The sequence below is a fragment of the Glacieibacterium sp. genome (assembly GCF_965200405.1).
Lineage (GTDB): Bacteria > Pseudomonadota > Alphaproteobacteria > Sphingomonadales > Sphingomonadaceae > Glacieibacterium.
Map to the genome: position 1 here is coordinate 2,804,902 of NZ_OZ241356.1, position 13,701 is coordinate 2,818,602.

The 13,701-nt window shown below is 67.8% G+C and carries 10 protein-coding genes; 7 read left to right on the forward strand and 3 right to left on the reverse strand.

Annotation, left to right across the window (positions count from 1 at the left end; translation table 11 throughout):
• On the reverse strand, positions 1–1,581 hold the full coding sequence (locus tag ACOFKW_RS13035) for a carboxyl transferase domain-containing protein (RefSeq protein ID WP_419814578.1): 1,581 nt from the start codon (positions 1,579–1,581) through the stop codon (positions 1–3).
• 190 nt (positions 1,582–1,771) lie between these two features.
• On the opposite strand from ACOFKW_RS13035, the gene rpmE reads away from it, so the two are divergent.
• From rpmE to ACOFKW_RS13060, 5 genes are all read left to right on the forward strand, one after another.
• Positions 1,772–2,002 (forward strand): 50S ribosomal protein L31, encoded by a 231-nt coding sequence (gene rpmE, locus ACOFKW_RS13040; protein WP_419814579.1) that lies wholly within the window; start codon positions 1,772–1,774, stop codon positions 2,000–2,002.
• Positions 2,003–2,189: 187 nt separating this feature from the next.
• Entirely contained in the window at positions 2,190–3,158 is a 969-nt protein-coding gene (locus tag ACOFKW_RS13045; protein ID WP_419814580.1) for a zinc-binding dehydrogenase, read from the forward strand.
• A gap of 52 nt (positions 3,159–3,210) precedes the next feature.
• Entirely contained in the window at positions 3,211–4,572 is a 1,362-nt protein-coding gene (locus tag ACOFKW_RS13050) for a DUF4139 domain-containing protein (protein WP_419814581.1), read from the forward strand.
• Between the two features lie 8 nt (positions 4,573–4,580).
• Positions 4,581–4,922, forward strand: coding sequence for a VOC family protein (locus ACOFKW_RS13055; protein ID WP_419814582.1), 342 nt, complete (start codon positions 4,581–4,583; stop codon positions 4,920–4,922).
• Positions 4,919–6,472 (forward strand): DUF4139 domain-containing protein, encoded by a 1,554-nt coding sequence (locus ACOFKW_RS13060; RefSeq protein WP_419814583.1) that lies wholly within the window; start codon positions 4,919–4,921, stop codon positions 6,470–6,472. Before ACOFKW_RS13055 ends, ACOFKW_RS13060 begins: the two co-directional genes overlap by 4 nt.
• A gap of 33 nt (positions 6,473–6,505) precedes the next feature.
• Here the strand turns inward: ACOFKW_RS13060 and ACOFKW_RS13065 are convergent, their stop codons facing one another.
• Complete coding sequence (locus tag ACOFKW_RS13065) at positions 6,506–7,912, reverse strand: M20/M25/M40 family metallo-hydrolase (RefSeq protein WP_419814584.1); 1,407 nt, start codon at positions 7,910–7,912, stop codon at positions 6,506–6,508.
• 80 nt (positions 7,913–7,992) lie between these two features.
• Complete coding sequence (locus ACOFKW_RS13070) at positions 7,993–10,971, reverse strand: TonB-dependent receptor domain-containing protein (RefSeq protein ID WP_419814585.1); 2,979 nt, start codon at positions 10,969–10,971, stop codon at positions 7,993–7,995.
• Between the two features lie 455 nt (positions 10,972–11,426).
• On the opposite strand from ACOFKW_RS13070, the gene ACOFKW_RS13075 reads away from it, so the two are divergent.
• On the forward strand, positions 11,427–12,575 hold the full coding sequence (locus ACOFKW_RS13075) for an aldose epimerase family protein (RefSeq protein WP_419814586.1): 1,149 nt from the start codon (positions 11,427–11,429) through the stop codon (positions 12,573–12,575).
• Positions 12,576–12,587: 12 nt separating this feature from the next.
• Complete coding sequence (locus tag ACOFKW_RS13080; RefSeq protein ID WP_419814587.1) at positions 12,588–13,697, forward strand: ComEC/Rec2 family competence protein; 1,110 nt, start codon at positions 12,588–12,590, stop codon at positions 13,695–13,697.
• Positions 13,698–13,701: the final 4 nt, after the last annotated feature.

Here is a 13,701-nt window from a genome sequence, read left to right on the forward strand (position 1 = left end):
CTACATCCGGAACGTGCCGAAGCGCGTTTCCCTGATCGGCTGCTGCAGGGTCGCGGCGAGAGACAAAGCGATGACCGCTCGGGTGTCCTCGGGGGCGATGACGCCGTCGTCCCACAGGCGGGCGCTGGCGTGGTAGGGGTGGCCCTCGCGCTCATACTGGTCGCGGATCGGCGCCTTGAAGGCCTCCTCCTCGGTTTTGGTACGGAAGCCGCCTGACTTGACCGTGGCGAGGACCGAGGCTGCCTGCTCGCCGCCCATGACGCTGATCCGGGCGTTGGGCCACATCCACAGGAAGCGCGGGCTATAGGCGCGGCCGCACATGCCGTAATTGCCGGCGCCGAAGCTGCCGCCGATGATCACCGTCAGCTTGGGGACGGCGGCGCAGGCGACTGCGGTGACCAGCTTTGCGCCATGTTTTGCAATGCCTTCGTTCTCGACCTTGCGACCGACCATGAAGCCGGAGATGTTCTGCAGGAACAGCAGCGGGATCTTGCGGGCACACGCCAGCTCGATGAAGTGCGCGCCCTTCAGGGCCGACTCCGAGAACAGGATGCCGTTGTTGGCGATGATCGCAACGGGCATGCCTTCGATCCTGGCGAACCCGGTGACGAGCGTGTCGCCGTAGAGCGGCTTGAACTCGTGGAGCTGACTGTCGTCGACCAGTCGCGCGATGATCTCGCGGACATCGGAGGGCTGGCGGGTGTCGGTCGGGATCAGGCCGGGCAGGTCGCTGGCCGGGAAGCGCGGCGGCATGGCGGGCTCCAGCGACTGCGCCGGCGCGGGCAGGGTAGCGACGATGCTGCGGGCGATCTCAAGGGCGTGTGCGTCGTCGTCCGCGAGATGGTCGACAACGCCGGACAGTCGGGCATGGACATCGCCGCCGCCCAGATCCTCGGCGCTGACCTCCTCGCCGGTCGCGGCCTTGACCAGCGGCGGGCCGCCCAGAAAGATCGTGCCCTGGTCGCGGACGATGATGCTCTCGTCCGACATCGCCGGGACATAGGCCCCGCCGGCGGTGCAGCTGCCCATGACAACTGCAATCTGTGCAATGCCTTGCGAGGACATGTTCGCCTGGTTGAAGAAGATGCGGCCAAAGTGATCGCGGTCGGGGAAGACCTCGTCCTGGCGCGGCAGGTTGGCGCCGCCGCTGTCGACCAGATAGACGCAAGGTAGCCCGTTCTGGGCGGCGATTTCCTGCGCGCGGAGGTGCTTCTTGACGGTGAGGGGGTAGTAGCTGCCGCCCTTCACCGTCGGGTCGTTGGCGACGACGACGCACAGCCGGCCCTGGACCTGGCCGACGCCAGCGATCATCCCGGCGGCAGGCACATCGTCCTCATAGACCTTGTGCGCAGCCAGCTGTCCGATTTCTAGGAAGGCGCTGCCGGGGTCGAGCAGGCGCTCGACGCGCTGGCGCGGCAGCAGCTTGCCGCGGGCGACATGGCGGTCGCGCGATGCCTGCGGGCCGCCGAGTGCGATCTTGCCGATCGTGGCGTTGAGGTCGGCCACCAGCACGCCCATCGCCTCGGCGTTGCGGCGGCTGTCGGGCGAGGCGAGGAGGGGGGAGCCGATGCTATGGGGCATCGCCGAGGCTATAGGCGGCGCGCCACTGGGGCTCAAGCCCGCTGCCAGCCGCTTGCCGCGCTGCGGACCCGGAATACCGTGGCGCGGCTCAGGGACCGGCTATGTATTGCGGCGATGCGACGCTCCGTGTATGGGCCCCGGTTCGTTCAGGGGCTGGTCGGTACCAGCCGCATAGTGCAGGAATTACACGATGAAGCAGGGCATTCACCCCGACTATCACACGATCACGGTCCAGATGACCGACGGCACCACCTACGAGACGCGCTCGACCTACGGCAAGGAAGGCGGCAAGCTGACCCTCGACATCGATCCGACCTCGCACCCGGCGTGGATCGGCGGCGCGGGCAAGATGCTGGACGCCGGCGGCCAGGTCGCTCGCTTCAACAAGCGCTTCTCCGGCTTCGGTCTCGGCAGCAAGTAAGCGCTTTCGCGGCGCTGCGGCGCTCGCTTAGGTTGAACACAGATAAAGCCGTTCCTGCGATAGCGGGGACGGCTTTGTCGTGTCCGCGGGCGTGCAGGGCGGAAATCAGCGGCCTGGTGCGCGGCGCCGCTGGGCTTTTGCCTCGGCCGCGAGCACATTGCCGCGACGCCTTGGGGAAGGGAAGCGAATGCGCGCGCTGGTCTGTCACCGCCTGAGCGACGACCGTTCGGGACTGCGTGTCGAGACCGACTGGCCCGAGCCGCGCGCCCCCGGACCGGGGGAGGTCACCGTGGCGATGACCGTCGCCAGCCTCAACTATCCCGACCTGCTGATGCTGTCGGGTGGCTATCAATATGCGCCGGAATTGCCGTTCATTCCCGGGATGGAAGGGGTGGGCGTGATCGCCGCGGTCGGCGAGGATGTGTCGGGCGAACTGATCGGCGAGCGGGTCGTCGTCGGCGCGCGCTCCGGGTGCATGGCCGAGCGACTGACGCTCGGGCTGGCCGCGGTGCGTTCGGTGCCCCACGGCCTCCACGACGCACAGGCGGCGGCGCATACCGTTGGCGGCCTTACCGCCTGGGTCGGGCTGGTGGCACGTGGCCGGATGGCGGCGGGCGAGCGGGTCCTGGTGCTGGGCGCCGGCGGCGGCATGGGCTGGGCGGCGGTCCAGCTGGCGAGCGCGCTCGGCGCGGTGCCGATCGCCGCGACCTCCGATCCGGGCAAGGTCGCCCTGCTGCAGGCGGCGGGTGCGGCGCAGGTCGTCGTGGTCGACCGGGCCGGCCCCGACTTCGGCGGCACGAAGGACATCGACTTGGTGTTCGACCCGGTCGGCGGCGCGCTGGTGCTGCCGGCGCTGCGTACGCTGCGCTGGGGCGGGCGGTACCTGGTCATCGGTTCCGCCGGAGGTGAGCCGGTAAGCGTGCCGCTCAACCGACTGTTGTTGAAAGGGATCGAGATCGTCGGGGTGCGGGCCGGTGAAGCCGGACGACGCGATCCCGGGGTCGGGACGGAGCATCTGCGGCGCATCGATGGGCTGGCGGCGGACGGCAAGCTGGGCGCGCATATCGGCCTCGACCTGTCGCTGGAGCAGGCGGCCTCTGCATTCGACGCGATGGCGGCAGGGCAGGTAACGGGCAAGGCGGTGCTGCGTCTTTAGGCTCGACACTGGCGGAACAAACAGGCATTGTTACGGCGCTAGAGGGGGAATCATGCGGCGGATCATCATGCTCGGGGCGTTGCTGGCGTCCGGCGCGGCGGCGGCGCAGGTACCCGGGCTCAGCGTCACGATCTACAACGACAATCTGGCACTGGTGCAGGATGTGCGCTCGCTCGACCTGCCGGCGGGGCGCAGCCGGCAGGAGTTCAAGGACGTCTCCGCCCAGATCCGCGCCGAGACGGTGACGCTGGCCGCACCGGGCGTCGGCATCGTCGAGCAGAACTTCGATTACGACCTGCTGTCGCCGGACAAGATGATGGAAAAGGCCGTCGGCTCCGACGTCACCATCGTGCGGACCAACCCGGCGACGGGGGCCGAAGTCCGCGAGCTTGCGCATGTGCTGGCGGTCAATGGCGGCGTCGTGCTGCGCATCGGCAACCATATCGAGGTGCTGCGCGACGACGGGCTGCCGGTTCGGGTGATCTTCGACAAAGTGCCCGAGAATCTGCGCGCCAGGCCGACGTTGTCGGTTACGGTGGATACCGCAAAGTCCGGGCCGAGGCTGGCCAGCCTGAGCTATCTGACGCCCGGTTTGAGCTGGTCGGCGGACTATGTCGCGCTGTTCGACGAGGCGGCGGGCAAGATCGACGTGCAGGGCTGGGTGACGCTGAGCAACACGACGGGCACGACCTTTGCCGACGCCGACACGGTGCTGGTCGCGGGCAATCCCGTGTCGGGCGAGCGCGAGGTCTATCGGCGGTCTCAAGGTGGTCTGCGCCGCGTCGGCGTCGAGGCCGGAACGCGGGCGAGGCTGGGCGATTTTTATCTATACCCGCTGCCGCAGCGCACGACGATCGCCGACCGCCAGACCAAGCAGGTCAGTTTCCTCGACGCGCGCGGGGCCTCGGCGACCAAGGCGTATGAGTTCGAGGCAAGTTGGCTGCAGACGTCGCGGGAGCCGGTGAGCACCGCGACCGTCCTGAAGTTCACCAACTCGGGCAGCGCCGGGCTGGGCGACCAGCTGCCGGCGGGCGTCGTGCGCGTCTATGTCAGGGACGCCTCGGGCCAGCCGCAGTTCATCGGCGAAAACCGCATCGGCCACACACCCCAGGGCAGCGATATCGCGATCCGCACCGGCGACGCCTTCGACGTCAAGGTGCAGCCGGTGGTCGAGAAGCGCGAGAAGCTGTCCGACACGCGCTGGCGCACGACGATGAGCTATACGCTGAGCAGCGCGCGCCCGGGGCCGGTGACCGTCGACCTCAAGCAGGCCGGGCTGGATTTTGGCGATACGCGGGTGATCACCGAGAGCCTGAAGAGCAAGCGCATCGATGCGGACACCGTCGCGTGGCAGGTACCGGTGCCGGCGAACGGCTCGACGCGGGTAACGCTGACCGTCGAAACTAGGAACTGAGGACCATCATGACCGCGCCCATGCCCAATTTCGTGGAACTCCCGAGCCGCGACATCGCCGCCGACAAGGCGTTCTACGCGGGGATCTTCGGCTGGGAGATGACGAGCTATGGTCCGACCTACGCCTGCACGATGACCGGCGGTACCGATGTCGGGCTGCAGGCCGACCCGGCCGAGACGACCGCCGCGCCGTTGCCGGTGATCGAGGTGCCCGACCTGGAGGCGACGCTGGCGGCCGTCACCGCCGCCGGGGGGACGATCAGCAAGCCGGTCTTCAGCTTTCCGGGCGGACGCCGCTTTCAGTTTCGCGACCCGAGCGGCAACGAGATCGCGGCGATGCAGCGCGCGTGAAATGGCTCGCCGCCCTGGTCGCGGTGATGCTGGCGGCCGCTCCGGCGCTCGCTGACGACATACTGGTCGGAGCACCCACGGCGCTGGCGGTGACGATCTACCGCGACCCGGTCCGCAACGGCGGCGGCGGCCTTGACCTCGGCAATCTGACCGGGTTTGCGCTGGTTACCGAGACCCGGCGCGTCAGGCTGCCGGCCGGCACGCACCGGCTGCGCTTCGAAGGCGTCGCCGATGGGATCCTCAGCCAGTCGGCGGTGATCGCCGGGCTGCCGCAGGGCGTCGTCGAGAAGAACCGCGACGCGCGCACCCTGTCGCCGGCCTCGCTGGTCGCGGCGGCGCTGGGCCAGCATGTCACCCTGCGCCGGACCGACCCCGCCACCGGTCGCAAGCGTGAAATCTCCGCCACGGTGGTCAGCGGACCGGAGGGCGGCGTGCTGTTCCGCACCAGCGAGGGGGTCGAGGCGTTGCGCTGCTCGGCGCTGCCCGAGACGTTGGTCTTCGACGCGGTGCCGGCCGGCCTGTCCGATCGCCCGGTGCTGTCGGTCGTCGCCACCAGCCGCCGCGCGGTCGATGCAGTGGTGACGCTGGCCTATCTGGCGCGCGGCTTCGACTGGACCGCCAATTACGTCGCGCGCGTCGCGCCGGATGGCCGGACCCTCGACCTCACCGGCTGGATCACGCTGGCGAACGGCGGTTCCGGCAGCCTGTCAAAGGCGCGGACGCAGGTCGTCGCCGGCAAGGTCGAGCGTGACTATGCCAGCCTGAACGCGACGACGCCTCGGCGAGCGGACCGGCTGTTCGCCAGCTGCTGGCCCTGGGACACGACCAGCACGGCGCCGGTCATCGAGCCGGATCAAGGCTTTCCGCCGCCACCGCCCGCGCCGATGGCGATGATGGCCCCGGTTCCGGGAGCCGCCGACATCGTCGTCAGTGGGGCGCGACGCGAGGAGCTGGGCGACCTCAAGCTCTACACCGTGCCTGAGCGGGTCACCGTCGCGGCGCATGCGCAGAAGCAGCTGTTGCTGATCGACAAACCGGGGGTGCCGTTCTCGGTCCTGCACCGGATCGATATCGTGCCGACGGGCAACCGCAGCGGGACCGCGACGATCTTAGTGCGGATGAAGAACGATGCGGCGGCGGGACTGGGCGAGCCGTTGCCGGGAGGGCAGGTCGCGGTGCTGGAGACCGTCGCCGGTCGCTCGATGCTGGTCGGGCAGAATCGGCTGCGCGACACCGCGGTCGCCGAGAAGATCGAGATCGCGGTGGGTCGATCGAACGACCTGCGCTTCCGCCAGGTCGCTCTGGCCGGGGGCAGCCACGAGATACGCCTGACCAACGCTCGCGCGGAGGCGGCGACCGTCGAGGTACGCATCCGGGGCGACGACTCCCGGCTGGTCGACGCCGTCCCGGCCCTGCGGCGCATCGACGGCGACGAGGTTTTCGCGGTCGTCGTGCCGGCCGAGGGCGAGACCGTGCTGCGCTACCGCATCGCCGAACGATTGCCGCCCGCCTTGGCTTCGGGTGTCGAGATCGGCGCGCCCGGCCGCTGAGGCTGCGCCGGCCCCGAGCCGCGCCGGATGCTGCTATTTCGCCTCGGCGTAGATGCGGATGAGTTGGTGAAGGTAGTCGCGACCGTCGAGCACCGACTTGACCCGGACGTGCTCGTTCAGTCCGTGGATGCCACCGCCATCGGGTTCGTACAGGATGCCCGGGACGCCGTAGGACGGGATGCCGACCGCGGCGAGATAGATCGAATCGCTCGCGCCGGTCGACATGATCGGCACCATCGGCAGGCCCGGATACAGGCGCGCCGCCAGATTTTCCGCCGGGCCGATCACTGCCGGGTCTAGCGCCGTCGCCTTCGATATCGGACCGCGGCGCGGCTTGGCGGTGACCGTCACCGAGGCGTTGCCGACGACCTTGGCGAGCGTGTTGCGCACCGCCTCGATGGTCTCGCCGGGGAAGATGCGGCAGTTGATGTTGGCCGACGCATGCTGGGGCAGCGCGTTTTCCGCATGACCGCCGTCGAGCAGCGTTGCGACGCACGTCGTCCGCAGCGTCGAGTTGAGCAACGGATCGCGTGACAGCAGCGCGGCGGCGTCGGCGTCCTGCGGGTTGGCGGCGATCGCCAGCATCGCCTGCCCGGCCGGACCCGGGTAGATCGGCGCGGCCCGCTTGAAGAACTCGCGCGTCGTCGGGTCGAGGTGGACCGGGAAGGTATAGGCCTGGACCTTCTGCACCGCCGCGACGAGGTCGTAGATCGCATTGTCGGGCCGCGGCAGCGACGAGTGGCCGCCGGGATTGGTCGCCTCCAGCGTGTAGTTCTCGGCGGTCTTTTCGCTGACCTGCAGCGCGAGCACGCTGGGCTTGCCGTCCTTGTCGACGCGTCCGCCGCCGCCTTCGTTGAGGGCGAAGGCGGCATCGATCAGGTCGCGCTTGTTCGCCGCCAGATATTCGGCACCGTTGAAGACGCCGGTGGTCTCCTCGCCGCAGGTCAGCGCCAGCTTGACGGTGCGGCGGGCGCGCTTCTCCGCTTTCATGCGGATCATCGTGTCGGCGAAGATCGCTGCCATCGCCTTGTCGTCGGACGCGCCGCGCGCATAGAAAAAGCCGTTCTCCTCGACCAGTGCGAAGGGGTCGCGGGTCCAGTCGGCGCGCTTGGCCTCGACGACATCGAGGTGGGCGAGGAGCAGGATGGCCTTCGCCTTGGGGTCGCTGCCCGGCAGCACCGCGACGAGGCCGCCGTCCTTGGGTGCCTCGGGAACGGAGAAGGTCGTCAGGTCGCTGTCGAGATAACCCGCGGCCTTGAGGCGGCTGGCGATCTGCGCGGCGGCTTGGGTGCAACTGCCGGTGCTGTGCGTGGTGTTGGTCTCCACGAGCTGCTTGTACAGGTCGCGAAATGCCGGCTCGCCGGGATGCGCGTTCTGCGCCTGTGCGCCGGTGCCGGCCACCAGGATCGCCGCGACGCCGCTCAGCCAGCCGTGCTTCATGTCCATTGCCCCTCAAACCGAGTTGGCCAGTCTAGCGCAACGCGCCGGACTGGCCAGTGGTCCTGGGCGGTCGCTGCGCCCTAGAATTTCAGGCGGGCGCCGACGACGTAGTAGCGGCCGATGACGTCGTACTGGGACTGGAACGACGGGTAGAATTCGGTCGGCTGGGCATTGGCCTGTGGCGCGAAGACGAACTTGTCGGTCAGGTTCGAGCCGCTCATGTACAGCGTCACCTGATGCTTGCCGACGTTGATGTCGTAGGCGACGTTGGCGTTGAGGTAGGCGACCGGTGCCAGGCGGTTGTTGGTGTAGAATTGCGTCGGCACCAGCGTGTAGTGCAGCACGCCGATATACTGCAGGTTGACGCCGAAGCTGAAGGCGCCCTCGCTATAGTCGGCGGAGACGTTGAACTTGTGGCGCGGGACGCCGGCCCCGGCGACGCCGGCGTTCTGGACGGCAACGCTGGTGGCGCCGGCCTTGGACTCGAGCTTGGGCGTGAAGTTGCCGATCAGGCGGAGGTCGATCTGCGCCGGATCGTCGGTGAACAGCGGCCCGAGGCGGACGCGGTAGTTGAGCTCGTAGTCGAAGCCGCGGGTCGTCAGCGCGGCCTGGTTGAACGGCACCTGCGAGATGTTGATCGGGAAGTTCGCCGCCGTCCGGTTGGAGAACGGGAACGGCCGGTTGATGAACTGGCAGACGGTATCGGTGCCACCGCTGTCCTCGCACCGCTGGTTGAGGTCGGTGATGCCCAGCCGGGTGATCTGGTCCTTGATCTTGATATGATAGTAGTCGAGCGAGACGCTGAAGCCCGGGATGAACGGCGGCTGCCAGATCGCGCCGAGGGTCAGGGTGCGCGCGGTCTCCGGCTTGAGGTCGACGTTGCCCTGGGTCAGCGTGATGGTGTTGGTGTTGACGTTGGTGTGGATGTCGGTGAACGTCCCGCGCGTCGAGGACACGCCGGCGAACAGCTCGTACAGGGTCGGTGCGCGGATATCCTGCGAATAGGTGCCGCGGAAGCGGAGCTGCTCGACCGGCGACCAGGTGGCGCCACCCTTCCACGCCCAGATGCCGCCGCTGACGCTGTAGTCGGTGTAGCGACCGGCGGCGTTGAGATCGAGGCTGTTGAAGAACGGCACGTCCTTCAGGACCGGGACGGCGAGCTCGATAAAGCCTTCCTTGACGGTCTGCTTGCCGCTCGCCTTGCCGACGTTGGTGCTGTTGAAGGTCAGATTGTACGGGTTGGAATAGGTGCGCAGGCCGGTCAGGTCGATCGGGCGCGACGGATCGTTGTTGCTGGTCTGGCGCAGCGTCTGGTGGCGCCACTCGCCGCCCGCCGCGATGTTGACCGAGCCGGCCGGCAGTTCGAACAGCTCGCCACTGATCGAGGCGGCGACGTCGTCCTGCTTGTTCTTGACCCGGAACGTCGATTCACGCTCGAAATAGGCGTAGGATTCCGCCGACGGGGAGCCCTGTCCGAACAGGTTCCACGGCTTGCAATTGTCCTGCAGGCCGGGATTGGTGATGGTGATGCGGCAGACGATGTTGCCGCCCGGGCCGCGCACCGCGTCGAGTGCGGCGAACCAGTTCGACTGGAGGAAGTTGCCGGTGTGGCGGGTGTTGAGCTCGGACTCGCCGTGCGAGAAGTTCACATTCCATTTGAACTTCGAGAAGATCGTGCCGTCGAGGCCGCCGAGGACAGTCAGCGCCTTGTTGTTGGTGAACGCGACCTTCGGCGTCTGGTCGGCCTCGATGCGGCTGCCGACGAAGCTGTTGACGCCTTGGGCAATCATCTGGTCGCGGAAGGCGGTCGGCAGGAAGGCGTTGTCCGAGAAGATCTGGAACGACTGGAACTGCGTGCCCGCGGCGACGGTGACATAGCGCGTGTCGGCGACGGTGTAGCTGCCCTGGAGGAAGCCGTGGATGTCGGAGCCGAAGTCATAGTCGGCGCGGCCGAAGCCCTGCTTGGTGCGCAGCTTGCTGGTCAGGGTGGTGCCAAAGGTCACGCCGGTATCGGCGCCGCCGATGTTGAAGTTCGGCGTGCCGGTCGGGGTGCCGAGGTCGGCCTTGTGGAAGCCGCCGCCGGGATCGAACGTATACAGGTTGAGGCTGAACGGCACGGTCTGGCCGGCGGCGTTGCGGCCTGAATTGACCAGCGTGCCATAGGTGCCGTTCGCCAGCCGGACGTTGAAATTGGGCGTGAACGGATTGGCGGCGGTGCCGTTGCCGGTGCTGACCCAGCCGCCGGTGAAATTACCGCCGTATGGGCGCTCGCCGTTGTTGGCGATGCCGGGCTGGAAGAAATAGTCGAAGCTGCCCTCGAGGTGCAGGCGGTTATCGAACAGGTCGGCACCGGCGGCGATCGAGCCCTTGACCTGGTGATTGTCGCCGCGATCCGAGATGCCGTACTGGAGATTGGCCTTCAAACCGTTGAATTTCTTGTCGAGGATGAAGTTGACGACGCCGGCGACCGCGTCGGAGCCATAGGCCGCGGAGGCGCCGCCGGTTACCACGTCGACGCGCTGGATCAGCGCCTGGGGGATGATGTTGGCGTCGACCGTGCCGTCGAAGCTGGTCGGCGGCAGGCGCTGGCCGTCGAGCAGGAGCAGCGTCTCGATCGCGCCGAGGCGGCGCAGGTTGAGGTAGTTGCCCGCGCTTGGCGTCCCGGCCTGCGAACTGGTGACGTTGGCACCGGCGGTGGCCGCGAACTGCGGCAGCCTGGCGAGGCCGGCGGCAAGACTTTCCGGAGCCTTTTTCAACAGTTCGACGGCGCTGACGACGGTGACCGGGGTCGGCGCGCGGTAGCCGTTGGCGACGATGCGCGAGCCGGTGACGACGATATCGCCGGCGTCGTCGGGGGCAGCCGGCGCCGCGGTGCGACCGGTCGACTCGAGCTGGCTGGCGGCGGGCGCGCCGGGCGTCGCTGTGTTCGGCTGGCCGATCTCGGCAGCGGTGGCGGGCGGCCCGGCCGGGATGGCGACGACCTGCGCGAGCGCCACTGTGGGCAACAGGCTCGCGGTGCCAAGGAAAAGCACGGCCCGGCGGATGTTCGAAATCGTCATCGCTAACTCCCCTTGGATCATCGGGCCATTCGCTGGCCTCGCCGTCCTGATGAATACTGTATTCAGCCGGGTTCCATTGCTGTCAACATGTTGAGGCTGCTGAACGGGTCCGATGACAGGGGATGCGGACGGATCGGGGCGTATTGCCGAAGCGCGTGTCATTTCTGCAACGACGGGAGCGATCGGCTGGATAGTTCAAGGCGGGAAAGAAGCATGGCGCCGGCACCCGGTCGGGCGTCGTCTGCAACTGGCCTCACTCTGTGCGAACCGGCCGACAACAGTCCGAACAACCGCATTGCCTAACGCAACTACAACGGCGACATTCCGGCGCAACGAAGATGGCGGCGGCGATTCGTCGGGCGCCGCGACTAAACGTGCAAGATGACGACAGATCATCGCGCGAAACTTGAACAGATGTCCGCCGCCGAATGGCGCAGCGGATCGGGGAGTTGAACATGGGCATTGCGGCGCGCGTCGCGTTTACGATCGGATTGACGATGCTGGCTGGAGCCGAGGGACGCGCCGGAACCGCGACACGAGCGCCGTTCGGAACCGCGGCGGACGGCGTGGTCGAGGCGATCACGCTGCGCAACAGCCACGGCATGACGGTCAGCTTCCTGACCCGCAGCGGCAAGATCATCGATATCGAGGCGCCGGACCGCAAGGGCGTCATGGCCAACCTCGTGCTCAGTCAGCGCGACTTTGCCGCCTGGGATGGCAGCGGCTCGTTCAACAGCATCGTCGGGCGCTTCGCCAACCGCATCGACAAGGGCGGCTTCACCCTCGACGGGCAGACCTATGCGCTGCCGGGCTCCAATCCCAAGACCGGCGTGTCGATCCACGGCGGCCCGAACAACGGTTTCAGCGGCAAGCTGTGGACGGCCAAGCTGTTCGAGCGGGCAGGGGCCTCGGGCGCGACGCTGTCGCTGGTCAGCCCGGACGGCGAGAACGGCTATCCCGGCGAGCTCAGCGTCGATGTCACCTACACGCTGACCGACGCGAACGTCCTGCGGCTCGACTATCACGCGACGACGACCAAGCCGACGGTCATCAACCTGACCAACCATGCCTATTTCAACATCGGCGGTGCCGCGTCGGGGGCGGTCTACGACCAGGTGCTGCAGGTCTTCGCCAGTCACTATACCCCGACCGACGATCGCTCGATCCCGACCGGCGAGATCGCGCCCGTCGCCGGGACGCCGTTCGACCTGCGCAAGCCGCGGCCGTCCGGCGAGCTGATCTATGCGGCGAACCCGCAGATCGTCATGGCACGCGGCCTCGATCATAATTTCGTGCTCGACAAGCCGGCCGGCGTCGCCCTGCCGGTCGCGATCCGCTTGCACGATCCGCGCAGCGGGCGGCAGATGGAGGTCCGCACGACCGAGCCCGGGGTGCAGATCTATTCATCGAACGGCTTCAACGGCAGCACCATCGGCGCCAACGGCCGGCCGCTCCGGCAGAGCGACGCGCTGGCATTCGAGACGCAGCATTATCCCGACAGCCCGAACAAGCCCAACTTCCCGACGACGGTGCTGCGGCCCGGCGAGAATTTCCGCTCGACCACCGAGTTCGCCTTTTCCACCGACGCCAAGCCGTTCAAGTAAGCAGGAACCGATATGAAGAACTGGCACGTCCTGACCGCCGCCGCGGTCCTGTCGCTCCCCGCCGTCGCGGGCGCGGCAACTCCGGCCAACGAGCTCCGGATCACCTCCATCGACGTCGAGGGCGGCGCCGCGACGCTGTATGTGACGCCGGGCGGCAAGTCGCTGCTGATCGATACCGGCTGGCCGGTCGGCCTGGGCGGGCCGCGCCCGGTAGCCGGTGCCGCGCCGCCACCGCCTGCGACCACCAGCGCCGCGCGCATCGCCGCCGCTGCCAAGGCCGCCGGGATCAACAAGATCGATTACCTGTTGATCACCCACTATCACGTCGATCACGTCGGCGGGCTGCAGTCGCTGCTCGAGCTGATGCCGGTCGGCACGTTCATCGATCATGGTCCGAACCGCGAGACGCCACCGGCCGGGGCGACGCCGGCGCAGCTCGCCTACGCGACGTCGACGCTATATCCCAAGTATCTGGCGTCGATCGCCGGCAAGAAGCATATCGTCATGAAGCCGGGCCAGACGTTGAACATCGACGGGCTGGTGCTGACCGCGATCAACGCCGACGGCGTGCCGCTGGCCAAGCCGCTGCCGGGCGCCGGCAAGCCCGGGCTGAATTGCGCCGCCGCGACGACCCAGTCGAAGGATGGCGGCGAGGAGAATACGCGCTCGCTCGGCATCGTCGCGACCTGGGGCAAGGCGCGCATCCTGTCGCTCGGCGACACCATCTGGAACCTCGAGAACCAGCTGGCTTGCGCCCGCGACCTGATCGGGCCGGTCGACCTGATGTTCACCACCCATCACGGCAGCAACCTGAGCGGCAGCCCGCTGCTGTACAGCGCCGTCAAGCCGACCGTGGCGATCACCATGAACGGTCCGACCAAGGGCGGCGATCCCGAGGTGTTCGACACCCTGATGGCGTCGCCGCGGATCAAGGGCGTGTGGCAGTTGCACACCGCGATCAAGTCGGGTCCGGACAAGAACCCGCCGCCCGAGCAGATCGCCAACCTTGCCGAGGGTCCCGACGCGGCGAACCCGCTGCAGGTCGTCGTCGACAAGAGCGGCATCGTGACCGTCACCAACACCCGTAACAACGTCTCCAAGACTTATCCCAAAGCCCTATAGTCCC